The 25,115-nt window shown below is 62.4% G+C and carries 18 protein-coding genes; 6 read left to right on the top strand and 12 right to left on the bottom strand.

What is annotated here, in order from left to right; all coding sequences use genetic code 11:
- The first annotated feature begins 108 nt into the window (after positions 1-108).
- Together CGL56_RS18280 and CGL56_RS15780 are read left to right on the top strand one after the other, a co-directional pair.
- Complete coding sequence (locus CGL56_RS18280) at positions 109-381, top strand: type II toxin-antitoxin system Phd/YefM family antitoxin (RefSeq protein ID WP_167641639.1); 273 nt, start codon at positions 109-111, stop codon at positions 379-381.
- Positions 378-650 (top strand): Txe/YoeB family addiction module toxin, encoded by a 273-nt coding sequence (locus CGL56_RS15780; RefSeq protein ID WP_099107546.1) that lies wholly within the window; start codon positions 378-380, stop codon positions 648-650. Before CGL56_RS18280 ends, CGL56_RS15780 begins: the two co-directional genes overlap by 4 nt.
- Positions 651-739: 89 nt before the next feature.
- Here CGL56_RS15780 and CGL56_RS15775 read toward each other — a convergent pair whose 3' ends face one another.
- Entirely contained in the window at positions 740-3,928 is a 3,189-nt protein-coding gene (locus CGL56_RS15775; protein WP_209280353.1) for a GH92 family glycosyl hydrolase, read from the bottom strand.
- A gap of 104 nt (positions 3,929-4,032) precedes the next feature.
- On the opposite strand from CGL56_RS15775, the gene CGL56_RS15770 reads away from it, so the two are divergent.
- The 4 genes from CGL56_RS15770 (at position 4,033) to CGL56_RS15755 (ending at position 8,863) form a co-directional block, all read left to right on the top strand.
- Positions 4,033-4,638, top strand: coding sequence for a ribonuclease HII (locus CGL56_RS15770; protein WP_099107544.1), 606 nt, complete (start codon positions 4,033-4,035; stop codon positions 4,636-4,638).
- Positions 4,639-4,717: 79 nt separating this feature from the next.
- A complete protein-coding gene (gene der / locus CGL56_RS15765; protein ID WP_099107543.1) occupies positions 4,718-6,019 on the top strand; it encodes a ribosome biogenesis GTPase Der in 1,302 nt (433 codons plus the stop codon).
- Between the two features lie 251 nt (positions 6,020-6,270).
- Positions 6,271-7,302, top strand: a complete 1,032-nt coding sequence (locus CGL56_RS15760) for a dipeptide epimerase (RefSeq protein ID WP_099107542.1) — start codon at positions 6,271-6,273, stop codon at positions 7,300-7,302.
- 88 nt (positions 7,303-7,390) lie between these two features.
- Positions 7,391-8,863 (top strand): M48 family metalloprotease, encoded by a 1,473-nt coding sequence (locus CGL56_RS15755; protein WP_167641638.1) that lies wholly within the window; start codon positions 7,391-7,393, stop codon positions 8,861-8,863.
- Here the strand turns inward: CGL56_RS15755 and CGL56_RS15750 are convergent.
- The 11 genes from CGL56_RS15750 to CGL56_RS15700 all read right to left on the bottom strand — a co-directional run bounded on the left by CGL56_RS15750 (position 8,860) and on the right by CGL56_RS15700 (position 25,074).
- Entirely contained in the window at positions 8,860-11,865 is a 3,006-nt protein-coding gene (locus CGL56_RS15750) for a glycoside hydrolase family 3 N-terminal domain-containing protein (protein ID WP_099107541.1), read from the bottom strand. The two genes, CGL56_RS15755 and CGL56_RS15750, sit on opposite strands and share 4 nt — an antisense overlap.
- A gap of 329 nt (positions 11,866-12,194) precedes the next feature.
- Positions 12,195-13,487, bottom strand: coding sequence for a serine hydroxymethyltransferase (gene glyA, locus CGL56_RS15745; RefSeq protein ID WP_099107540.1), 1,293 nt, complete (start codon positions 13,485-13,487; stop codon positions 12,195-12,197).
- A gap of 147 nt (positions 13,488-13,634) precedes the next feature.
- Positions 13,635-14,714 carry a recombinase RecA gene (recA, locus tag CGL56_RS15740; protein WP_099107539.1) on the bottom strand — a complete coding sequence of 360 codons (1,080 nt, stop codon included), beginning with the start codon at positions 14,712-14,714 and terminating at the stop codon, positions 13,635-13,637.
- A 174-nt stretch (positions 14,715-14,888) separates the two neighbouring features.
- Positions 14,889-15,227, bottom strand: coding sequence for a nucleotide pyrophosphohydrolase (locus tag CGL56_RS15735; RefSeq protein WP_099107538.1), 339 nt, complete (start codon positions 15,225-15,227; stop codon positions 14,889-14,891).
- 66 nt (positions 15,228-15,293) lie between these two features.
- Positions 15,294-15,764, bottom strand: coding sequence for a hypothetical protein (locus tag CGL56_RS15730; RefSeq protein WP_099107537.1), 471 nt, complete (start codon positions 15,762-15,764; stop codon positions 15,294-15,296).
- Between the two features lie 349 nt (positions 15,765-16,113).
- The gene (locus CGL56_RS15725; protein ID WP_099107536.1) at positions 16,114-16,431 is read right to left on the bottom strand and encodes a hypothetical protein; all 318 of its coding nucleotides are present in this window, start codon (positions 16,429-16,431) and stop codon (positions 16,114-16,116) included.
- A gap of 25 nt (positions 16,432-16,456) precedes the next feature.
- Complete coding sequence (polA, locus tag CGL56_RS15720) at positions 16,457-19,273, bottom strand: DNA polymerase I (RefSeq protein WP_099107535.1); 2,817 nt, start codon at positions 19,271-19,273, stop codon at positions 16,457-16,459.
- 494 nt (positions 19,274-19,767) lie between these two features.
- Positions 19,768-20,202, bottom strand: a complete 435-nt coding sequence (locus CGL56_RS15715; RefSeq protein ID WP_099107534.1) for a cold-shock protein — start codon at positions 20,200-20,202, stop codon at positions 19,768-19,770.
- Between the two features lie 325 nt (positions 20,203-20,527).
- Positions 20,528-21,445, bottom strand: coding sequence for a hypothetical protein (locus tag CGL56_RS15710; protein WP_099107533.1), 918 nt, complete (start codon positions 21,443-21,445; stop codon positions 20,528-20,530).
- A 299-nt stretch (positions 21,446-21,744) separates the two neighbouring features.
- Positions 21,745-23,127 (bottom strand): YfcC family protein, encoded by a 1,383-nt coding sequence (locus CGL56_RS15705; RefSeq protein WP_099107532.1) that lies wholly within the window; start codon positions 23,125-23,127, stop codon positions 21,745-21,747.
- 150 nt (positions 23,128-23,277) lie between these two features.
- Positions 23,278-25,074 (bottom strand): ABC transporter ATP-binding protein, encoded by a 1,797-nt coding sequence (locus CGL56_RS15700; RefSeq protein WP_099107531.1) that lies wholly within the window; start codon positions 25,072-25,074, stop codon positions 23,278-23,280.
- Positions 25,075-25,115 lie beyond the last annotated feature (41 nt).

Below are 25,115 nucleotides of genomic sequence, written 5' to 3'. Positions count from 1 at the left end.
AGGCCGCGAAGTAGGAAGCGGTTTCCAACCGCGGACCAGCGAAAAGCGCCCATACACCAGCCAAAACTTGTACGCAATGTCGTACGTTTAAAGGGGAAAAGAGCACAAGTGGAAGCCATCACCGTATCCAAGTTCAGGTCCAACATGAAGCACTACCTGGACCTCGTAGAGGAATCTAGCGACACCGTAATCATTCCACGCAGCGGCAAGGATCGGGAGGGGGTTGTCCTGATGAGCCTATCGGAGTACAACGCTTTGATGGAGACCGTCCACCTAAAATCTTCTCCTGAGAATCACCGGCGATTGCTGGAGGGCATGCGGCAGGTAAGCGAAGGGCTTACCACCGTGAAGTCAATGGATGATCTTGATATGGCCAGATGACCATTGCCTTTACCGAAACCGGTTGGGAAGACTTCACCTATATGCTTGAGCGGGAGCGAAAGCTGGCTAAAAAGCTTCAAAAGCTAATCTGCGAAATTACCCGTCATCCCTTTGAAGGAACCGGCAAGCCGGAGGCGTTAAAGCATGAATTTGCGGGCTATTGGTCACGCCGTATCGATAAGCAGCACCGGCTCGTGTACCGTATTGTCGGGGAAGAAGGGGAAGAAAGAACCTGCTACATCATTCAGTGTCGGTTCCACTATGGCTAGGGCCGCGTGGTAGAACGTGGTTTTCAGCCGCGCCAGTACAACGCGGCCTCAGGCCGCGCGGTAAGCAGCGGCTTCTAGCCGCGGGGCCCCTATTTTCTACGGCCTGTCCCTCCTACACCCCACTCTTCATTAGCCTCAGCCCCCATTGTCAATCTCAACTCCCCACCCCCAAGTAACTCCTTGGCCGGGAACCAGAAGGTAGTAAGCGGCTTTCCGTTCAGCGTGGCCGACTGCACGTACTTGTTCTCGTAGGAGGCGTTTTCCGCCACGATCGTAAAGGTCTTGCCCCGGCCGTACCGCTCGCCCAGGTCGATCTCCACCCGTTCGTAGAGCGGACTGCCGATCTCGTACACGGGTTCCATAGCCGTGCCGCCGTCGGTCTGGAAGAGGCCCAGGGCCGACATCACGAACCAGGCGCTCATCTGCCCCTGGTCTTCGTCGCCGAGATAGGCATTGGAGACGCCGGAGCCGTAGTAGCGGTCCAGGATGTCGCGGTTCCACCGTTGGGTAAGCCAGGGGCGGCCGGCCCAGTTGAACAGGAAGCTGAAGTGCATCGACTGCTGATTGCCCTGGATGACGGGGAAATCCCAGTACAACTCGTTCGGGGCGTTGTAGCGCCAGGGGCTGCTTACCCGGAACCCGTCGTCCAGCCGCTGGACGAAGCGGTCGGCGCCGATCTTGTCGATCAGGGCAGGTACGTCCTGGGGCACGAAGAAGGTGAGTTGCCAGGCGTTGCCTTCCACGTACTGGTGGTTGCCGCCGGTCTTCAGGGGGTCGAAGTCGGCGTACCACTCGCCGCTGGAATGACGGAGCCGCGCGAAGCCCACCGTCGTATCGATGGCGTTCTCCCACCAGTAGGCGCGGTCCATAAACTCCCGGTACAGGTCCTCCTTGCCGAGGGCACCGGCAAACTGGGCCACGGCGTAGTCGTCGAAGGCGTATTCCAGGGAATTGGAGAAGCGGCCCCGGTTGTAGGGGACGTAGTGGTGTTCGAGGTAGGTCTCCAGGTCGCGGTTGCCGGCGAAGCCGTGACCTACGGTATCGCCCGGGGTGGTCTGCATCTTGTGGACGGCGGCGAAGGCCTTTTCGGCGTCGAAGTCCCGGATGCCCATCTGGTAGGCCCCCACGATGAGCGGGATTTCGTGCTCGGCAACCATCACCGGGATGTACTCCATGCCGGCCGGCCCCTTGGCCAGCCAACCGTTGGCGTCGTACATGGCGAGCTGGGAATTGACCCATTTGGACGACCACTCCGGTACGACAAGGTTCCAGAACTGGTTCAGGTTCCAGAAGGTGTTCCAGAAGGCGTCGCAGCCCAGGGCGACGGCCTCCGGATCCTCCAGTTGGCGGACGGTCTCCGTGGCGTCCACCCAGCTCCCGTCCACGTCGCTGAAGATGTTCCTGCTCACGATGGCGCGGTACATATTGGAGTAGAAGCGCACCTTCTCCTGGCGGTCGGGGGTGGTGATGGTGACCCGCCCGAGCAGGTCGTTCCAGGCGGTTACCTGCTGCTCGCGGACCGCGTCAAAGTCCCAGCCGTAGGGCTCACTGATCTCCGCCGCCAGATTCTCCTGGGCGTTCTCGATGCTTACGTATGACAGTCCGGTGCGCGTCTGCACCACCGGCTCTTCGGCGGTGTCGAACTCCAGGATGGCCACCACGTCCTCGGGCTGGTCCAGGACCAGCGAATCCCGGTTGCCGACCAGCACGGTATCCCCGGCACCCGGCTCACGACCGTCGTACCACACCCGGAACCGCTTGATCGGTTGGTCGAACTCGAGGACGAAATGGAGGATGTACTCCTGCTCAATGTCGTCCCAGGCCCGCTCCGCGTCGCCGTTTTCGATCATCTGCTTGCGGTAATACCGCTCGCCCCACACGCCGGGCGTCACCTGCCGGCTGTAACCCACGATCCGGTTAGGACCGTCCTGGGCCAGGAAGGCTTCCTCGATGCGATAGTCATACTCCGCGGGAATCTTGAGGTCGACCAGGATGCGCGACTGAGTATCCCCCGCCGGGTAGGTGTAGCGCTGAAAGCTGGCACGGGTCGTGGCCGTCAGCTCGGCGCGGATGTCGTAGTCGGCGAGCTGGACGGAGTAGTAGCCCAGCGGTGCCTCTTCGGTGGCCTTGTCGATGCGCGAACGGTAGCCGCCGTCCGGGTCCGTGGGGTCGCCCATCGTGGTTTGCAGGGGGCCGTTGGTGGGGAAGGTGCCCAATCCGGCCATGGTCCATTCGTGGACGTGGCTGAAGGTGCCCACGTTCTCAAAGGTGGGTTGGTAGCCGGCCTGCCACCCGGCGTTCTGGTTGTCCGGACTGATCTTCACCATCCCAAAGGGCATCCAGGGGCCCGGGGCGATCATCCAGCGGGAATGGCCGGTGCCGATGCGCGTGTCGACGTAGTCCGCGGGACGGTTGACCCGCTGTGGCGCCCTTTCAACCTGCCCGGCGGACAATGTCTTCCCGTCTACCAGGATCTCGTATGTTCCCTCTTGGAGGGCGCTCACCGCCGGCAGGGGAACTTCAAAGACGTGTCGCCCGTGGCTCACTCGTTCCCGGAAGACTTCCTGCCCGTCCAGCAGAACGGAAAGGAGGGGTGCGCCCTCCAGGTGTTGCACGTCGACGAGCAGGGGCTGCACGCGCCGGTCCCCGGCCTCGGTTTCGTAGTTGGCGGCCACCACGTCGTGGAGGAACAAGCCGGCAGGGGGTGCGAGTCGGGTCTGCTCCGGTCCCTTCAGGCTGAGGTAATCGAAGACCAGCCAGCTGCCGGTCAGACTGGTGACTTCGACGACGTTGCCGCCATCCCGCAGGTCCGCCGCGTCGAGCGTCATCACCAGGTTTTGCTTGCGAGAGCGGGTGCCGGTGCCGGTCAGGGCATCCTCGCTTTCCCCGGGTTCCAGCTGGAATTTTTGCACCCGGTCATTCACGGTAACGCGCACCAGGGGCGGGTCATCCGGACTGCAATCCAGGACGCCCACCACGAGTTGGTAGGCCACGGCATCCTGCGTCCCCGCCAGATTGAACAGCAGGTTCAGTTCGTGGGGACGGATGCCCGCCAGCCGTGAGGTGCCGCCCCAGTAGTCGACGGTGCCCGGCAGCACGTAGGGGAAGCTCCGGGCCAGGGTATCCTTCCCGAGGGCGAAGTAGCGGTCTTCCCAGCCGAAGTCGTTGGCCAGGAAGCCCTCGTAGCCGTCGGGGGCCAGGGCAAACTCCCGGGCGCTTCCGTCGGCTTCGCCGAGTTGCCAGATGGTGGCCTGGGCGAAAAGTGGCCCGGTAGACATTAGGAGTAAGGCAAGGGTAGATCGCAGCAGTAGGGGAAGCATCCCCGAATGTAGCAAACCCGGTCGATTGGGGTAGGGTGGAGGGGATATTGTAATTTTGCGCCGTGTTACTGCCCTACCACACCGAAGGCCGCCTGGAAGCCGGTTGCGACGAGGCCGGCCGCGGCTGCCTGGCCGGTCCCGTCTTTGCCGCGGCCGTGGTCCTGCCCCCGGGCTACGACAATCCCCGGCTGAACGACAGCAAGAAACTCGACGAGGCGGCCCGCGATGCCCTGCGCCAAGAGATCGAGGCCGATGCCCTGGCCTGGCGGGTGGCCCGCTGCAGCGTAGAGGAGATCGACCGCTACAACATCTTCCAGTCGAGCTACCGCGCCATGCACCGCGCGATCGAAGCCCTGGAGGTGCGGCCCGATTTCCTCCTCATCGACGGGAAGTTCTTCGTTCCCTACGCCGGAATTGACCACCTTTGCGTGATCAAGGGGGATGGCAGGTACCAGAGCATCGCCGCGGCCGGTATCCTGGCCAAGACGCACCGCGACGCCTGCCTGCGTGACCTCCACACGAAATACCCCCAGTTCGGCTGGAATACCAACCGGGGGTACCCCACGAAAGCCCACCGTGCCGCCATCGCGCAACACGGAGCTACCGTGCATCACCGCCGTAGCTTTACCCTCCTGCCGGGTGGCAAGCAATACCGCCTCTTCCAGTAAGCCGTACCCCGGACGGCGAACGAAAAGGCGGTACTATTGTACTACGGTATTAGCAGACTTCAGTTTTAGACCTCATTCTATGGATATCGTTGCCATCGTAGGACGCCCCAACGTGGGGAAGTCCACCCTCTTTAACCGCCTGATCGGAGAACGGCAAAGCATCGTCGATGACCAGAGTGGGGTGACCCGCGACCGGCAGTACGGCCAGAGCCACTGGAACGGCAAGGAATTCGCCGTGGTGGACACCGGCGGCTTCGTGCGCAACAGCGACGACGTCTTCGAGGCCGCCATCCGCGACCAGGTGGAGATCGCCATCGAGGAAGCCACCGTCATTCTCTTCATGGTCGACGTGACCACGGGCATCACCGACCTCGACGAGGAGGTGGCCCAGATGCTGCGCCGCGCCGAAAAGCCCGTCCTGCTGGCCGTTAACAAGGTCGACAACAACCAGCGGCAGCTGGAGGCCAACGAATTCTGGTCGCTGGGCTTTGAGCAAACCTTCTTCCTCTCCTCCGTCACCGGCAGCGGTACGGGCGACCTGCTCGATGCGGCCGTGGAATACATCACCAACCACGAGGAGGAACCCAACGAACTGATGCAACTCGCCATCGTGGGGCAACCCAACGCCGGCAAGTCCAGCTTCATCAACGCCCTGCTCGGCGAGGAGCGCAACATCGTGACCGACATCGCCGGCACCACCCGCGATACGATCAACAGCCACTACAACAAGTACGGCAAGGAATTCATCCTCATCGATACCGCCGGCATCCGCAAGAAGGCCAAGGTGCACGAGAACCTGGAGTACTACTCCGTCATGCGCGCCATCCGCGCCATTGAAAAGGCCGACGTCTGCGTGCTCATGATCGACGCTACCGACAAGGTGGAAAGCCAGGACCTGGCCATCTTCCGCCTCGCCCAGCGCAACAACAAGGGCATCGTAATCGCCATCAACAAGTGGGACCTGGTCGAGAACAAGGAAACCAACACCGCCCGCGACTACGAAGCCGAGGTGCGCCGCCGCTTCGCCCCCTTCAATGACGTGCCGGTCGTTTTCATGAGCGTCACCGAGAAGCAGCGCATTATGAAGACCATCGAAGCCGCCGAACGGGTATACGCCAACCGTACCCGCCGCATCCCCACCTCCAAGCTCAACGACGTCATGCTGCCGGCCATTGAGCGCTACAGCCCCCCAGCCTCCCGCGGGCGCGTCATCTCCATCAAGTTCGTCTCCCAGCTGCCCCTGGCCTACCCGGCCTTTGCCTTCTTCTGCAACCACCCCCAGCACGTGAAGGACAGCTACAAGAACTACCTGGAAAACCAGTTGCGCGAGAACTTCGACTTCACCGGAGTACCCATCACCATCTTCTTCCGCCAGAAGTAGGGAGGGATGGCGTAGTCATTGATTTTTTGATTAGTGGTTTTTTAGTCTTTTAGTGATTGAGTTTTTTGGTCTGTTAGGGCTTTAGTCTTTTAGTCCCGTGCCCTGACAGCGCCCTTGCCCGAGCGAAGCGAGGGATAAATGCAGCACCTCTAACTACTCTAACCCCTCTAATTTCCCGGCCCGAGCGAAGCGAGGGATAAATGCACCCTAATTCACCAATTCACTAACTCTCCAACTCACCCCTTCACCCCTTGAAGCTTAAAGTCCACCAACTCTCCCTACCCCTACGCGATCCCTTCCGCATTGCCCACGAAAGCCGGACCGAGCAGCCCACCCTGATCGTCGAACTCAGCGAGGGGGAATTCAGCGGACTGGGAGAGACGGCGATGACCCGCTACTACGGACTCGACAGCCAGCGTTGCGCGGCGGAATTGCGGACCCTGGCACCCGCGTTCGCGCGCCATTCCCTGGGTGAACTGAAGGAAAGCGGGGTAGGCGCTTTGCTGGAAGGGACGGTCCCGGTGGATTTCAACCCCTTCCTCCGCTGCGCCCTCGACGTGGCCCTCCACGACCTCTGGGCCAAGGCCCATGGACAGCGACTTGGACTGCTGTGGGAGCAGGACCGCACGCGCCACGTTCCTACCTGCTACACCATTGGCCTGGCACCGGTGGAAGAGATGGTCCGCAAGCTGCGCGCTTTCCCCTGGCCGGTGTACAAGATCAAACTGGGTGGCGGCGACGACGACGTGGCCATCATCCGCGCCCTGCGCGAGCACACCGACGCCCCCTTCTACGTGGATGCCAACACGGGGTGGACGGCCCGGCAGGCCATCGACTTCTCCGGTCCCCTGAGCGAACTGGGAGTAGTGTTTATTGAGCAGCCGCTGAAGCCCGCCGATACCGCTGGCCAGGCCGAGGTGCACCGCCACAGCGTGCTGCCCGTACTGGCCGACGAAAGCTGCCAGACGGAGGACGACGTCGACCGCTGCGCCGAGCACTTCTCCGGCATCAACATCAAGGTCGTAAAGTGTGGGGGACTGCTGCCCGCCCGCCGCATGATCGCCCGGGCCCGCACCCTGGGCCTGCAGGTGATGGCCGGCTGTATGACCGAAAGCAGCGTGGGCATCAGCGGCATCGCCCAATTGCTGCCCGAACTCGACTACGCCGATCTGGACGGCGCCATGCTGCTGGCCGACGACCCGGCCACCGGCGTCACCTTTGACCCGCAGACGGGATACGCCATCTACCCCGACCGGCCAGGGACGGGAGCAGTGCTCAAGTAGGGGAGCAGGCGGGCCACGCTTAACTTTTTGCAGCAAACTTATTCGGCCCGGGCCGACTTCTAGCTGGGAAACCATCTGCCAACAAGACATGTACGTTACCCTCTCGCGCTTGTGCGCCGCCTTGCTTTTGCTCACCTTCCTGTTCGTCCTGCCCAGCTGTGCCACGAACCCGGTCACCGGCAAGCGACAGATCTCCCTGATCTCCGAGGAAAGCGAAATCCAGATGGGCAAGGAGTACGACCCCCAGGTGGTGGCGGAGTTCGGGCTATACGAAGATGCCCAGTTGCAGCGCTTCCTTACGGAAAAGGGGAACGCAATGGCCGCCATTTCCGAGCGCCCCAACCTTCCCTGGACCTTCCGGCTGGTGGATTCCGAGGTGGTGAACGCTTTCGCCGTTCCCGGCGGCTTCGTCTACTTTACCCGGGGCATCATGGCCCACTTCAATAATGAGGCCCAGTTCGCGGGCGTCCTCGGCCACGAGATCGGCCACGTGACCGCCCGCCATACCGTGGCCCAACAGAGCAAGCAGCAGCTGGCGCAGATTGGCCTGATCGGCGGGATGATCCTCTCGCCGGAGCTGGCCAGCCAGGGGCAGACCCTCATGCAGGGCATGCAGCTCTTGTTCCTCAAGTTCGGTCGCGACGCCGAGAGCCAGTCCGACGAACTGGGCGTAAAGTATTCCACCGCCATCGGCTACGACGCTCAGGAAATGGCCGGCTTTTTCAGCACCCTGGACCGCCTCAGCGGCGGCTCCGAGAACCGGGCGCCCACCTTCCTCAGCACCCACCCCGACCCCCTCAACCGCGAAGCCCGCGTAGCCGAGCTCGCCCAGCAGTTCCAGGCGGCCGATAACCGGGCAAACTACGAGGTGGACCGCGAGGGCTACCTGCGGCGGATCGACGGCATCCTCTACGGGGAGGACCCCAAGAAGGGTTACGTGGAGAGCGGCGCTTTCTACCACCCCGACCTGCGCTTCTACTTCACTATCCCCCGCAGCTGGCAACTCATCAATTCACCCACCATGGTGCAGATGGTGGCCCCCGATCAAAAAGCCATCATGCAGATGCGGCTGGCCCCCGGCAGTGACCCTCGCTCCGCGGCCCAGGAATTTGTCCAGCAGAACAAGGTACAGGTTTCCCGCACCAGCGACCAGGCCATCAATGGCTTGCCCGCTACCACCGTCATCGGGCAGATTGACCAGCAGAACCAGCAGGGACAGCGCTCCTCCCTGGGCACCATCGCCAGCTTCATCAGCTACGGCGGCAACATTTACATGATGGCAGGACTGTCCATGGCCTCCGACTTCAACCGCTACGCTCCGGAGATGGAATCCAGCATCCGCAGCTTCAACGAACTGCGCGACCAGAGCAAGCTGAACCGCAAGCCGGAGCGTATCAAGATCATGACGACCAACCGCGCCAAGACGCTGCGCGAGGCCCTGCTGGACGCGGGCATTCCCCAGGACCGGCTCGAGGAGTTTGCCGTACTCAACGGCATGGAACTGACCGACCAGCTGCCCGCCGGGTTCCTGTACAAGGCGATTAGCGGGGGTACGCGCTAGGGGCGTTGCCCGAGACGGGCGGCCGTAGACGGGGCTTCGCCCCTACGGTTGAAGGCGGATAATGGCTCCATGGCTTCGTAAGCGGCATCCTGCATCTTCTTGCGGGTCTTGAGCTTGCTCAGCTTGTTGTTCTCGGCGCTGGGATAGGTCCGGTTGGAGAGGAATACGTAGACCATATCCTCCTGGGGGTCGGCCCACACGGCCGTTCCCGTAAACCCGAGGTGGCCGAAGGCGCGGGAGGAGGCTTCGTCCGACATGTTGAGGTAACGGTTCTCGTTCAGCTGCTTCATGTCGAAGCCCAGTCCGCGCCGCGATTCGCCGGGGTAGCGGGAAGTAAATTCGTGAATGACCTCCGGGCTCAGATAGCGGCGACCACCGTAGCTGCCTTCCTGCAGCAGCATCTGGAAGAGGGCCGCCACGTCGTGGGCCGATCCGAAGAGTCCGGCGTGACCACTCACCCCGCCCATCATGCCGGCGCCCATGTCGTGTACGAAGCCCCGCACGGTGCACATGCGAAAGTAGTTGTCCCGCTCGGTGGGCGGGATGCGGTCAATGGAGATGGAACGCAGGGGATTGAACGTGAGGGATTCGAGACCCATGGGACGATAGAAGTGGCGGGCGGCGTACTCGGCCACGCTGAGGCCACTTACCCGGTCCACCAGTTTGGCCAGGAGGTAAAACCCGAGGTCGCTGTAGCGGTACCGCCCTACGTTGGGCAGGGGGCTGTCGTAGATCCGTTGCCATACGCTGTCGATGCCCACCTTGTTCATGTACAGCTTGTCGGTAACGGGAACGACGAAGTCGCCGGTCTGGCTGGTCCGGTAGAACTGTGAGCTGGGTTTGGGGTTGCGGCCCGGGGTAAGGGTATAGCGGTAGAAGGGGATCCAGCTGTGAAGGCCGGCGCGGTGGGCCAGCACGGCGCGGATGTTCAGGGGGGCCTTGTTGGTGCCCTTCAGTTCGGGGAGGTAGTAGCCCAGTGTTTGGTCCAGGTCGATTTTGCCCTCGTCCACCAGCTTCATCACGGAGAGGGTAGTGGCGGCCACCTTGGTCACGGAGGCCAGGTCGTAGACGGTGTTTGGCGTGACGGGCTGATCATCGGAGTAGGTATGGTGGCCGTAGGCCTTCTCGAAGACCACTTTCCCGTGGCGGGCGACCAGGACGACCATACCCGGGGCGGCGCGTTCCCGCATGGCTTCTTCGGCCAGTTTGTCTACCCGGGCGGTCAGCCGCTCCCCGTCGATGCCTACGCTCTCCGGCGGGGCGTAGCCCATGCGGAAGTTGGCCGTCGTTTCCAGTCCGGCGTTGTAAGGGGCCTTGGGGCTGGCGGTCACGGGCAGGCGACCGGTGAGGCGGTTAGCACCGAACAGCGCCTGGGCGGCGGCGTCCTGGGCCACCTCGTCGCGGGTGTAGGCCTCCAGCAGGGTGCCGAAGCCGTCCAGGGCCTTGAGGCTGTAGGGGTTGCCGAAAACGGTGACGACCAGCTCGGCGCGCTCGTCGATGGCGCGCAGCAGGCGCAGCAATTCGGAAGTGACCGTCACCTTTTCGATGAAGCGGCTGCCGTCGCTGTAGAGGCTGGTAATGACCACGTCGCCGGCGCTGATGCGGTTGAGGATCTGCTTGCGCTCGGTGTCGCTGGGGCTGCCCCCGGTGGTCAGGTGGGTGATCTGGCCGTAGTCGTCGAGCCGCTCGGTGAAGGTGGTCGGCTGGGTAGCGCCGATGCGCAGGGAGACGATCTTGCCGGTAGGGGGCGTCTGGATGGGGACCAGCTTTTCGGCGTCGCGGACCAGCGTCATCGAGGCCTGGAAGAGTTCCTGCTTGAGGGTCTTGGCGGCGGGGGAGTTGAGCTCGGCCCGCAGGTTGGCTACGGCGGGGAAGTTAGGCCGGGTCAGGCCGAGGCGGTACTTCGACAGCAGCACGCGGCGCACCTTGGTTTCGATGTCGGCGGGCTTGATCTTGCCTTCGGCGACGTAGCGCTTGATGGCCGCGAATGAGGCGGCGATGTCTTCGGGGAGCAGGAGAACGTCGGAGCCGGCGGCGATCGCCTCGGCTTCCACCTCACCGTCGCCGTAGTGCTTGGTCACCCCCTTCATTTCGAGTCCGTCGGTGAAGATCAGTCCCGTGAAGCCCATTTCCTTGCGCAGCAGGTCGGTAACGATGGGCTTGCTCAGGGAGGAGGGGCGGTTGGGGCGGGGGTCCAGGGCGGGGATCTGCAGGTGGGCGGCCATGATGCTGCCGATGCCGTAGCGGATCAGGGCGCGGAAGGGGTAGAGCTCGATGCTGTCGAGGCGGGCTCGGCTGTGCTTGATGACGGGCAGGTCGAGGTGGCTGTCCACGTCGGTGTCGCCGTGGCCGGGGAAGTGCTTGGCGCTGGCCAGGATACCGTTGTCCTGCAAGCCCTTCATGTACATATACCCCTTGGCGGTCACGTTGTAGCGGTCCTCGCCGAAAGATCGGGTCGCGATGACGGGGTTGTTCGGGTTGTTGTTGACGTCCAGAACGGGGCTGAAGGCCACGTTTACCCCCAGGCGGTGCATCTGACGGGCGATTTCAGCGCCCATGTCGTAGATCAGCTGGTTGTTGCGGATCGCGCCGAGGGCCAGCTGCTTGGGGTAGGAGATGGTGTGGTCCGGCAGGCGCATGCCCAGTCCCCACTCGGCGTCCATGCTCACCATCAGGGGCAGGTCGCTGAGGGCCTGGTAGCGGTTGGTCAGCTCGAGCTGCTTTTCGGGGGTGCCCTGGAAGAAGCACAGTCCGCCCACGTGAAAGTCGCGGATCTGCCGCTCGACGCTGGCTACGTGGTCGGGCCCCAGGTCACTGTGGGCGCGAATCATGAACAGTTGCCCTAACCGTTCGTCCTCTGACATCGATTGGTAGACCGAATCCACCCAGCGCTGCTCGGGAGCGGTTAGCTGGGAGAGGTCTGGCCGATAAACCTGTTGACCGATGAGTGTGGAAGAAAAGGTTAGTAAAAGCAGACAAAAAAGAGAGAACGTAAGCTTCATGGACCGGGGAATAGTAAGCTGGTATAAATAGCGCCAAGACGTGGGCAAAGCCCGAAAGGGTTTGTTGGGGTTTTACCATTCGACCTGCAAACGGCCCCTTTTAGCCTGTACTTCGTTGCTAAAAACGGCTTCGTAGCTGGGCTACGATCCGCTTTCCGCGCCTCGTCCAACCTAAAACTGGCTCGTTATCGGACAGAAATGCAAAACCCCAACAAGTCCGTAAGGTAATAACGCTATTAATATACGCTTCCGATGCGGTCCCCCGCTTAAATATTCGGTAAATCTTCGTTCTACCTAAAACTATCCTTTTTTTCAGCGGAACCGCAGGTTTAGCGGCCGCTGACCAGCTCCTCGGAGTAGAGGGGGAACCGCTCCATGAAGGCGTGCACTTCGCCGCGGATCCGGGCGAGAATCGCCTCGTCGTTGGCGTTGCGGATCACCTCGTCGATCCAGGCGACGGTCTGCCGGCAGTCGTCTTCGTTGAAGCCCCGGGTGGTGATGGCCGCCGTGCCGATGCGGATGCCGCTGGTGACCACGGCCGACTTCTTGTCGAAGGGCACCATGTTCTTGTTCAGGGTGATGTCGGCCTTGCCCAGGGCCACCTCGGCGTCGCGGCCGGTGATGTCCTTGTTGCTCAGGTCGATCAGCATGCTGTGGTTGTCGGTGCCGCCGCTGATGATGTGGTAGCCGCGTTCGATCAGGGCGTCGGCCATGGCGCGGGCGTTGGCGATGACCTGCTTGCCGTAGGCCTTCCAGCCGTCGGTGAGGCACTCGCCGAAGGCCACGGCCTTGCCGGCGATGACGTGCTCCAGGGGGCCGCCCTGCATGCCGGGGAAGACGGCGCTGTTCAGGATGCTGCTCATCTTGATGGCGTTGCCCTTCTTGGTCTTCCGGCCCCAGGGGTTGTCGAAGTCTTTCCCCATCATGATGATGCCGCCACGGGGGCCGCGCAGGGTCTTGTGGGTGGTGCTGGTCACGATGTGGCAGTGGGGCATCGGGTCGTTCAGCAGGCCGGCGGCGATGAGGCCGGCGGGGTGGGCGATGTCGGCCAGCAGCAGGGCGCCGACTTCGTCGGCGATTTCCCGGAAGCGGGCGTAATCCCAGTCGCGGCTGTAAGCCGAGGCGCCGCAGATGATGAGCTTGGGCTGTACCTCGCGGGCTTTCTCAGCCACCTTGTCCATGTCGATCCGGCCGGTTTCCTCCTCCACGCCGTAGAAGTTGGCCTGGTAGTTCTTGCCGCTGAAGTTGGCGGGGTGGCCGTGGCTCAGGTGGCCGCCGTGGGCGAGGCTGAAGCCGAGCGTCTTGTCGCCGGGCTTGAGGCAGGCCAGGAATACGGCTGCGTTGGCCTGGGCACCGGAGTGGGGCTGGACGTTGGCGTATTCGGCGCCGAAGAGTTCACACAGCCGGTCGATGGCCAGCTGCTCGACCTGGTCGACGATCTCACAGCCGCCGTAGTAGCGCTTGCCGGGGTAGCCCTCCGCATACTTGTTCGTCAGGCAGCTGCCCATGGCCTCCATCACGGCGGCGCTGGTGAAGTTTTCGGAAGCAATGAGCTCAATGCCGTGGCGCTGGCGTTCGAGTTCCTGGTCGATGAGGTCGAATACGGCGGTGTCGCGGTTCATGGGGAGGGGGGATTGAAGCTGCAAAGTTACCGCACCCCAGGCGATTATGCCCCCCGTCGGGCCGGATAGTTGATCGGTGATCAAAAGACAAGCGCCCGCCCCGAAGCATTCGGGACGGGCGCTCGCCGTAGTGCGGAAGTTGTACTGCTAGGCTTCCGCCGTTTCGGCGTCGGCGGTCTTGCCGCGGCCGTTGCGGTTGGCGCGGGCTTCCTCTTCCAGGCCCATGAGCTTGGCCTTGATCTTGGCTTCCACCTCGTCGGCCACTTCGGGGTTGTCGAGCATGAACTGCTTGGCGGCTTCCCGTCCCTGGGCGATCTTGGCTTCGTCGTAGGCGTACCAGGCGCCGGACTTCTGGATGATGTCCTGGTCAACGCCCAGGTCCACGATCTCACCCGACTTCGAGATGCCCTCTCCGTACATGATGTCGAATTCGGCGACCCGGAAGGGTGGGGCCAGCTTGTTCTTGGCCACTTTTACCTTGACGTGGTTGCCAACTACGTTGCCTTCCTTGTCCTTGATGGCGGCACCCGTGCGGCGGATGTCCAGGCGCATCGAGGCGTAGAACTTCAGGGCGTTACCCCCCGTAGTGGTCTCCGGGTTGCCGAACATGACGCCGATCTTCTCCCGCAGCTGGTTGATGAAGATGCAGCAGCAGCCGGTCTTGCCGATGGTGCCGGTGAGCTTCCGCATGGCCTGCGACATGAGGCGGGCCTGGAGGCCCATCTTGCTGTCGCCCATTTCCCCTTCGATCTCGGCGCGGGGTACCAGGGCGGCTACGGAGTCGACCACGAGGATGTCGACGGCGCCCGAACGAATCAGGTTCTCGGCGATTTCCAGGGCCTGTTCCCCGTTGTCGGGCTGGGAGATGAGGAGGTTGTCGGTGTCTACTCCCAGGCTCTGGGCGTAGAAGCGGTCGAAGGCGTGCTCGGCGTCGACGATGGCGGCGATCCCGCCCCGCTTCTGGCATTCGGCGATGGCGTGGATGGCCAGGGTAGTCTTACCGGAGGATTCGGGGCCGTAGATCTCGATGATGCGGCCCTTGGGGAAGCCGCCGATGCCGAGGGCCACGTCGAGGCCCAGGGAGCCCGTCGGGATGGCCTCCACGTTGGCGGCCTGGCTCTCGCCGAGGCGCATGATGGTGCCCTTGCCGTAGGCCTTGTCCAGGCGGTCGATCGTCATCTGGAGCGCCTTCAGCTTGGCGGCGGTGTCTTTATGGTTATCTGCCATTATCCTGTTTGTTTGAAACTGCTTTTGTTTTGCGACGCTACAAATATAAACACGTTCGGGGCGGTTCGCAAGGAAAAACCCATTAATTGTCGAATAAAAATTCGTCTTTTAGGGATAAATCTGCATTTGTACGCAAATGGGTTATATTTTTTGTTTGAAAAACATTGACCGCTTCTACCGCAACTTGGGGTTGTCGCGGTGGCGCTCCCGGTCGCGGGTGGTCTTCTTGGCCAGGTTGCGTTCGAGGGCGGCGGTCAGGTCAGTACCGGTCTGATTGGCCAGGCAGATGAGCACGAAGAGCACGTCGGCCAGTTCGTCCGCCAGTTCGCCCGGGGCGGCGGCGGCGGCCTCGGGGGTCTTGAACGACTGCTCGCCGTAGAGGCGGGCCATCAGCCGGGCTACTTCGCCGGTCTCTTCCATCAGGATGGCGGTGTTGGTCAGCTCGCCGTAGTAGCGTACGCCTACGGTGTTGATCCAGCGGTCGACGGTCTCCTGGGCTTCCTTCAGGGTCATGGTATAACGTAAAAGGGCACCGGAAGGGGATTTCCGGTGCCCGGTTGATCTGATCTCAGGGGTGGATCAGTAGGAATTGATGATGCGGAAGGTAGTATCGTTCACTTCCACCGTGTCTCCGTTGTGCTTCCCTTGCATGGCCTTGTACAGGGGGCTCTCGGTGGAGATGCCGCGGTACTTCTTGCCGTTCACCTCAAACTCATCGCTGGCGGCGCCGACAAAAAAGAGGCCGCGGTCCGTCTCCACGATGTCGCCCAGCTGGATCTCCTCCGTGGGCTCGATCTCGTCTATGTTGGCCAGCAGGCGGATCTCGTGCTGCAGGGCCTCCACCACGGAGGAGCGGGCTTCGACGCGGTTGATCGACTGGTCCACTTTACCGTCCTCGAAGAGATTTTCCGACTCCTCATTCGTCTCTTCGGCCTCCTGCAGGTCGGCGTTTTGCATGGCCAGCATATTCTGGTAGGAATTCTCCTTGATGGTGAGCAGTCGGTCGGCTACGGCCCGCTTTTCAGCAGCCTGTTCCTTGGTTAATTGCATGGTTAATGGTTTGGCTACTGCAACGGCTCAGCCCCCGGCATGTTTGCCCGAAATCAGTCCGGCGGGCGAACATCTGCCGGGCGGTGGGGATTATATAACAGACCGTGCACATACGTACGGTGTGCCATTGTAAGCTCCGGCCGGGAATCGACTTCCGGCGCCGCTGAACATGCCAACCCACACCGGGTCTTGCTCAGCAACGCTACGATTCCCGTACAGTCTGACCATTATCGCGACGCTCAACAATACGTTGTGGAGTCTATCGCAAGACTTAAGGTCATGTCTTTTGCTGGGTTTTTGGTTAATGTTCGGGCAAGTCGGATTCTCCGGCTTGCCTTTTTTTGTGCGCCTACCGCTGCTTGGCCACCCACTCCACGTGCCGCCGGATGCGCTCGTCGGCCAGCAGCAGCTCCTTGGTGTTGAAGTCCCGCGCCAGTTCCTTTTCGTCGGGCACGAGGCGGTGGATCCCCCGGTGGCAGTCGCGGCAGATGCTAATTCGCCGCAGCGTCATGTCCTCCTTGCTGAACCGCTTCTGGAAGTAACTCTTGCGGTGCACCGCACGCGGGATCAGGTGGTGCTCGGTGAGGGGTTTGTGGCGGGCACAGAGCTCGCATTCCCCGGACGGGCCGCGCAGTCGGTCGGTGTAGTTTTTGCCTTTCCTGGGCATGAGGGGTTAGCTGCAGTAGGGGTACCTAATGCGCTTCTAACCAGTTTTCCCCCTTGCCGGTTTCCACCACGATCGGCACCGCCAGGTCGGGCAGGGCCTCCCGCATCAGCTCCTCGATGAGGGGCGTCACCTTTTCTACCTCGTCCCGCGGGGCGTCGAACACCAGTTCGTCGTGTACCTGCAGGATCATGCGGGTGCGGAAGCCCTTGTCGCGCAGCATCCGGTGGATGCGGATCATGGCCAGCTTGATCATGTCGGCCGCTGTGCCCTGGATAGGGGTGTTCATGGCCATCCGCTCGGCCAGGGCCCGGGCCACGCCGCTGCGGCTGTTGATGTCGCGCAGGCTGCGCTTGCGGCCCAGCAGGGTAGTGACGCAGCCCTCCTCCCGGGCCTTCTCCACGGTGCCGCTCATGAACTGCTTCAGTCCCGTGAACCGCTCGTAGTAGTTGGCGATGAGCTGGCTGGCCTCGGCCCGGCTGATCTCCAGTTCCTGGGTCAGGCGCTGGGCCCCGGCCCCGTACAGGATGGCGAAGTTGATCGTCTTGGCCTGGTAGCGCTGCACCCGGCTGACCTCCTCGTAGGGCACGTCGAAGATCAGGGCGGCGGTAGCGGTGTGGATGTCCTTGCCGCTGCGGAAGGCTTCGAGCATGCCCTCGTCCTGGCTCAGGGCGGCCACCAGCCGCAGCTCGATCTGGGAGTAGTCGGAAGCCAGCAGGATGTGGTCGGCGTCGCGCGGGATGAAGGCCTTGCGGATTTCGGCCCCCTCCGGCGTCCGCACGGGGATGTTCTGCAGGTTCGGATTGTTGCTGCTCAGGCGGCCCGTGGCGGCGATGGTCTGGTTGAAGCTGGAGTGGATTCGGCCGTCCTCGTTCACCAGCAGGGGCAGGGCGTCGACGTAGGTGCCCAGCAGCTTGCTCAGGCTGCGGTGCCGCAGGATTTGCTTCACGATGGGGAAGTCGGCGCTCACCTCCGCCAGGGTGGCCTCGTCGGTCTTGTACTGCCCGGTCTTGGTCTTGCGCCCCTTGTAGGGTACGCCCATGCGGCCGAAGAGGATCTCCCCGATCTGCTTCGGGGAGCCGATGTTGAACTCCGAGCCGGCCATTTTGTAGACCTCCCGCTCGATCGACTGCAGCTCCTCGGTCAGCACCTTGCTGTAGTTGCGCAGGAAGTCGGTGTCGACGTTGATGCCCTCGAGTTCGATGTCGCGCAGTACGGGGATCAGCGGGGCTTCCACGGTTTCGTAGAGCTCCACCAGCCCCTCCTCCTCCAGCTCGGGCCACAGGGCGTGGTAGAGCCGCAGGGTGATGTCGGCGTCCTCGCAGGCGTATTCCACCACCTTTTCCACGGGGACGTCCCGCATCGTGAGTTGCTTCTTTCCCTTCCCGATGAGGGCCTCGATGGGGATGGGCTTGTAGTTCAGGTATTCCTCGCTCAGCAAGTCCATCTTGTGCCGCTTGTCGGGGTGCAGCAGGTAGTGGATCACCATGGTGTCGAGCAGCTTGCCCTTTACGGGGGCACCGTAGCGCTCGAGCACGATCATGTCGTACTTCAGGTTCTGTCCCACTTTCTCGATGCTTTCGTCGGCGAGCAGGGGCGCGAACTCGGCGACGATGGCCTCGGCTTCGGCGCGGCCGGCGGGTACGGGCACGTAGTAGGCCTCCCCGCTTTTCCAGGCGAAGGAGAGGCCCACCAGTTCGGCGGTGGTGGGATCTACACTGGTCGTCTCCGTGTCGAAGGCGAACAGCTTTTGCTGGCTCAACTGGTCGATCAGGGCGGCGCGTTCCTCGGGCGTTGCCGCCTTGTGGTAGGCCTGTTTGGTGTTGCCCAGGTGCTGGTCGGCAATGGCGTGGGCGGGGGGCTGCTTGAAGGAGCGGTTGGGCGCGGACGCGGGTGCCGAATCCGTCGCGGGGGCAAAGAGGTCCCCCTGGGCGGAACTCGCGGACTTCGGCTCCTCCTCCACTCCCAGGATCTCGTTGGCGATGCTCCGGAATTCCAGTTCCCGGAAGATGTCCGTCAGGTAATCCCGGTCGAAGGGCTCGATCAGGTAGGCCTCCGGGTCGAAGGTAATGGGGACGTCCTGGATGATGGTGGCCAGTTTCTTGCTCAGCAGGGCCTGGTCGCGGTACTCCCGCAGCCGTTCCTGGTTCTTGCCGCGGATCTGATCGGTATTCTCCAGCAGGGCTTCCATGCTGCCGAACTGCTGGATGAGCTTGGCGGCGGTCTTGGGGCCGATGCCGGGCACGCCGGGGATGTTGTCCACCGAGTCGCCCATCAGGCCCAGCATGTCGATCACCTGTTCCGGGTGCTCGATGTTCCATTTGTCCTTTATGTCGTCTACGCCCAGAATCTCCACCCCGTTGCCCATGCGGCTGGGCTTGTACATGAGGATCTTTTCCTCCACCAGCTGGCCGTAGTCCTTGTCGGGGGTGACCATGTACACCTGGTAGCCGGCGCGGGCGGCCTGCTTGGACAGGGTACCGATCACGTCGTCGGCCTCGAAGTTGGGCACGATGATGATCGGGATCTTGAAGGCCTGGAGGATCTGGTGGATGTAGGGAAAGGCGATGCCGATGTCCTCGGGCTGCTCCTCCCGGTTGGCCTTGTAGTCGGCCGCCAGCTCGTTGCGGAAGGTGGGCCCCTCGGGGTCGAAGACCACTGCCAGGTGGGTGGGCTCCTGGTTCTTCATTAGGTCCCAGAGGGTCCGGGTGAAGCCGTGCATGGCGGAGGTGTTCACCCCCTTGGAGTTGATGAGCGGGCGGTTGATGAAGGCAAAGTGCGCCCGGTACACTAGGGCGTGTCCGTCGAGTAGGAAGAGGCGCTTGTCGGTGGCGGGATTGGGCATGGGGCGAAGGTAAGGAAGTCTCGCGGTGGACGCCCGCCCGGTAAACCCGCAGGCCTCCTCCGGCCAGGAGTGGCAGAAAACCGGAAAAGTCCGGAACCGTCAACGAGGCTTTCCGCAGCGACCTCGCCTGAAATAAATTGAATATCCTGGATCGCCTGCAAGCCGTCCGTAATCCCGCCCTGCATATTCTGGGGTGATCTACGATGATCTGGGTAAGCGGTATGGGGTCAATAAGTGCCAGCGTATCATCCCGAATACCCGGCACAGCACCAGCGGGGAAAGTCCGGAGGTGGTGCTGCCCATCATCCGATAATTTTAACGGAGGGCAGACCAGAGCGCTCACCGCGGTGCCCGGGCCACTTGCTACGGTTATGTCCGGGCTAAGCAGCACTCTGGACGGAAAAGGCCCTTCACCTAAGCGGTGAAGGGCCTTTCTGTTTTTAAGGGAAGACTGCCGGGGCTGATTGGTTGAGTAGCCGCGACTGCGGCGGTTACTAGGCCCGCAGTTTTACCTTCTCGGCAACGGGGCCTTTGGGGCCGCGGCCGGCTTCGAAAACGACCTGATCGCCGTCGCGGATCGGGCCCTGGAGATTGTCCACGTGCACGAAATAGCTCTCATCGCCCTCGTCGCCGATGATGAAGCCGTAACCCTTTTCGTAATTCAGGAACTTGACGAATCCGGCCTTTTCAAAACTGGATTCAGCCGATTTCTCGGACGGGGGGACGCTGACGTCTATGTCTTCAAGGCTGACCTGTTTGCGCAGGCTCGGATCGGGAGCGTGGGGGGTCAGGTTGCCATCCACGCCGACGTACATGAATTCGGGTGGCTTGCGCGCGCTCAGTTTCTTTTGCTCTCGCTTTTCACTTTTCTCGCGCTTCTTTTTCTGTTTCTTTTTCTCTCGCTGCTTCTTGTTGAAAGTATCTGCCATAGGCTTGTTTACGGGATAACGCGCATCGCTTAGAAACTAAAAGGAATAACAATAGATGCACATATCACTAGCCCAGTCAGGAAACGCCAAAATCACTCCGCTGCTAGTTCGTGGGTAGCGGGAGTGTGTGGTCGTATCCCAGTAGGGGCAACCGGTCAGTAGGCCGGAAGTTGTGTAAAGGAAGCGTTATTCACACGACTATCCTCCCCACCGGCGTCCATCAGAGGCAGAATAGTCGGGAGGTAGCGAGGGGCGCTTGCCCCAAGCAGAAAGCCCCGGCCGCGCGGGGCGGCCAGGGCTTTACTACCTAATAAGTGAGTGTGTGTTACTTGTTGGGCCAATTGCCCCAGATGCTGCAGTGGCCGGCCTTGTCGGTGCCGTCGACTTCGGTCTGCAGGCCGGAGTAGGCGGCGTTCATGACCGCGCGGGGGCTGAAGTGGACCTGGCCATTCTTGTTGCGGAAGGCCTTGCCGAAGTGGCCCTGGCTCAAACCGTGGCCGGCTTCGTGGAGGGCTACGGTTTCAATGTCGATGCTGGTGGCCCAGTTGAAGCGATCGTTGTAGTAGATCTCGCGCCAGGCGACGTCCGGCTTGTTGTCGTTGTTGGTGTCGACGAAGTTGCCGTCGGCGTCCACGTGGAGGAGGGTGAAGGTCACGCCCAGTACCGAGCGGCCGGAGCGGCCGAAGAGCTGCTCGAAGAAAGCCCCGGGGAGCCAGCCGTTGTGGACTACGTCAGCCACGTACTCGTAGCTTCCGCCGTAGCCCAGCAGCTTGGCGATGTAACCCGTGGGGCGGCCGTCAGCGGGGATCTGGAACATGTTCAGGTCGCTGCAGGTGGCGTCTTCCCAGGTGGTCATGGCGCGGTTCACGGCGGCGGTGCTCATATCGACGGTGAGGTCCTGGCTGGGCCGGGTATCGTCGATGTAGTAGGAGATGGCGTCGGTGCCGTCGCCCGACATGCCGGGGGCGAAATCGTAGTCCAGTTGGTTTTTGCCGCGGTGGTTGAACAGGACGGTGTTGCCCATTTCGTCGGAATCACCGGCGGTGATGTACTCGGCCATGACGACCTCGTAGCGGGCGCCGTCGGCGCTTTTACCCAGCTTGCCGGAGGGGGTGGGGAGGTCGGCGTAGACTACCTCGGGGGTGTCGATGGCCATGGTTTCTACGGTAGATTCCTGCTCACACGATAGGGCAAACAGAGAGAGCGACAGCACGCTGGCTGCGCGAAAAAAGGAAATAGTCATGGGTTAAAAGGTATAAGAGAGTAGTAGAGAGAGAAGTGGATCCCGCTGCATCGCATCAAGCGAAGCAGCCAAAGATTACCGATGCACGTAAAAAAAAATGGAGTTACGCTCCGGGCAGCCAGATGCATACTGCCCCTACCGGCAAAAGGCGGTTAGGGCACGGCGCAGACGGCGGGCTGTCCGTTGTGATATCCCGGAACAAACGGCGGGAACTTCCCGGATATTTGAAATATGATAAAAATTAAGAAATTCTCTTCCCCGGAACCCGCGCGCCGCCGCCCGGCATTCCCGTAATCAGGCTACTGGTAGCCCACCGCCACGGCGAGCAACAGCCCCGCCCAGGCCCACAGCAAAAGGAGCCCGGTGAGCGGCAGGATGAACCGCAGCCAGCGGTCAAAGGGAACCCGGCAAACGCCGAGCATGGCCACGAGGCCGCCCAGGGAAGGGTTGAAGAGGTTGGTGACCCCGTCGCCTACCTGGAAGGCGAGGATGGAGATCTGCGGACTCAGGTCCAGGGCCCGCCCCAAAGGAATCATCACCGGCAGAGTAGCCAGGGCCTGACCGCTGCCACTGGGGATGAGCAGGTTGATGCCGCTCTGCCCGATCGACATGCCCACGGCCGAGGCATAAGTGGGCAGCCCGTCCAGCGCCTGCGCCAGTCCGTAGCTGATGGTATCCTGGATCTGACCCTGCTCCAGGATCACCTTCACCGTGGCCGCCATGCCGATGATGAAGGTGGCCGGCGCCATCTCCGCCACCGCCCGCATGGCGCCGTCCGTCAGTTCACGGGCGGTCAGGCCACTGGTCACGGCACTGACGACCATGACGATCAGGAAGACCGCCGAGATCTCGTTGATGCCGAAGCCCCAGCGGAATACCCCGACGAGCACCGCCCCCAGCCCCGCCAGGAAGACCGAAAGCAGCCACCAGTTGCGGCCACTGATGCGGTAGTCGGCCAGGGGCAGGGAAAGGGCCAGCCCGGAAGTGTCGAGCCCCCGCCCGATGCCGCTCTCCGGGTCGGCGCGCAGCCGGCGGAAGTAGCGCACGTTGTAGTAGGCCGTCAGCGCCAGGGCCCCGAAGCAGAGCACCGAACGCAGCCACCAGCCGCTGAAGAGAGGCAGCCCCGCGATCTCGTGCCCGATGCCCACGGTGTAGGGATTGATGGGTGAGAGCCCGAAGGCCACCGTCATGCCCCCGAGGCTCACGCCCGCTGCCAGCACCAGGTCGCCCCCCAGGGCCAGCACCACCACCACGGCAATGGGCACGGTGGCGATGTTGTTCTCGTAGCCCACCAATACGCCCAGCATGCCGTACACGAAGGTGAGCAGCACCAGCAGCAGCTCCGACCGCTGCTTCCCCATGCGGTAGACGAGCCGCCCCACGGCGTTCTCGATGGTGCGGGTGCGCTCCAGTACAGAGAACATCAGGGCACTCGCCAGACAGATGAAGATGACGGGCGTGGCCAGCCGGTACCCCTCCGGAAACGCCCGGAACATCGCGAAGGGGCCCACCGGGGTGGAGGGCACCTCGGCGTAGCTGCCGGGTACCACCCGCAGGCTGCCGTTCACCTCTTCACGGGCGTAGAGGCCCGCCGGCAGCAGGTAGGTAAGTAGCGTCACCACCACGATGATGGCGAACAGCATGACGAGGGGCGGGGGGATGTTGGAGTACCAGCGGCGCATACGGCCCAAGGTACGCGTCGGACATCGGATGTCTATAGACATCCGATGTCCGACAAGCTGTCAGGTGGAGTTCATGAAAATTGTATGTAAACACTAGGAATAACTGATGAAAGGCGCAAGATGCCATTCTGTCATACATCCGATGTTGATTTAGCCCGTCTGCACCTGGTTTTGCCACATGCGTCGGAAGGCCTCGCTGCGGGCCAGGAGGGTATCCAGGGTACCCTGACTGACGATGCGGCCCTCCTCCAGGTAGTAGATGTAGTCGAATTCCCGCAGCAGGTGGAGGCGGTGGAGGGTGGAGACGATGGTCCGGTCGGGGTAGGCGTCGAAGATGCGCTGGTACACCAGCACCTCCGACTCGGGGTCGAGACTGCTGGTGGGCTCGTCGAGCAGCAGCAGGGTGGAGGACTCCGCGGCGAGCAGTCCCCGGGCGATGCTGAGCCGCTGCCGCTGGCCCCCGCTCAAGTTGGCGCCGCCCTCGGAAAGCCAGGTGGCGAGGCCCTGCTCGGCGGAGGACACCACGTCTTCCAGGGCGGCCAGGTGGATGGCCTGCTCCAGGGCCTGGGGCTTGCGCTGGATGCCCATGGTGAGGTTCTGCAGGATGGTTTCCTCGAATATCTCCGGGCTCTGGGGGATCAGGGTGGTTTGCTCGTACAGCTGGGCGGGGGAGCCGGCGGGTTGTCCGTCGAAGGTGACCTGCAGGGTATCGGGGGGATAGAGGCCGCGGAGGTTGTAGAGCAGGGTGGTCTTGCCGCTGCCACTGGGGCCGATGAAGGCGATGCGCTGCCCCCGGCCGAGGCGCAAGTGAATGTCGGTGAGCCCCCGGCTCTCCTCGGTGGCCGTGGCGTAGGTGAAGGTGAGGTTGTTGATACCCAGCTCCCGCCAGCTGCGGTTGATGGGGGTGCCCGGGGGCAGGGCCGGCCGGGAGTGCCGCTGGTAGGCCTGGGTGATGGGGTCGATGGCGGCCAGGTCGGCCCGCAGGCGGATCACGGTATTGTACTGCCCGGTGAGGGCGTTGAACATGTTGGAGAACTGGTTGACGTAGCCGATGAGGGTAACCAGTCCGCCCACCAGGAATACCTCCCCCGGCACGTAGTTCTGGTAGACGTAGCCGATGACGATCACCACGTACATCAGCCCGATGAGGACGCCGGTGGCGAACCACTTCTGTTCGTTCAGCTGGGTATTGCGGAGGAAGGGGGGCCAGACGGCCTTCAGGCGGCGGTCGATCTGCTTGGAGGTCTGGCGTCCCAGCCGCAGGGTGGTGACAGTAATGATGTTGCCGAGGTTGTCGGTCAGCCCGGCCAACAGGTCGTTCTCCCGCTCGTTGGTTTCCTGGGTGGCGGCGATGATGGGGCGGTCGAAGGCGAGGACGGTCAGGACGATCAGGATGCCCACGGCACCCGCGACCCCGCCGAACAGGGCACTGAACCAGATGATGGCCACGATGGAAAAGAGCATGCGCACCAGCGTCTGGAAGTAGACGAAGCCGTTGTCGAAGAAGTTCTTAAGGGCCTCGTACGCTTTGCGGGTACGGTTAATCGTATCGCCGCTGTGGTGCTGCCGGTGCCAGTCGAGGGGCAGCCGCACCACCCGGTCGTAGGTTTCCATCAGGAGCCGCCGGCTGATCTCGTAGGCCATGCGCCGCTCCATCAATCGGGCCGGCCACTGGAAGGCCCAGCCGCCGAGGATGAGGAACATGTAGGCGCCGCCGTAGATCCAGGCCGCCGTGATGAGGTCGCCGCGCTCTTCCTGCAGGTAATTGATGAAGTAGCCGAAGATGATGGGCTGGAGGGAGGCCAGCAGGTTCACGCAGGTGAACATGGCGTAAATGAGCAGGTAGCGCCCCCGCAGGCCCCGGGCGTAGGCCCAGGAAGTCCGCAACAATTGTTCGTAGGGGTTGGTGGAGAAGAATTCCCGCCACTGTCGAAGGGTCCCTTTCAATTTTTGATACTTTTAGGCGGCGCACCGCGCTATAGCCCTAA

This window comes from Neolewinella marina (genome assembly GCF_002631205.1).
Taxonomy (GTDB): domain Bacteria; phylum Bacteroidota; class Bacteroidia; order Chitinophagales; family Saprospiraceae; genus Neolewinella; species Neolewinella marina.
Note: the sequence above shows the minus strand (reverse complement) of the source record. Positions and strands in the feature narration are given on the sequence as shown.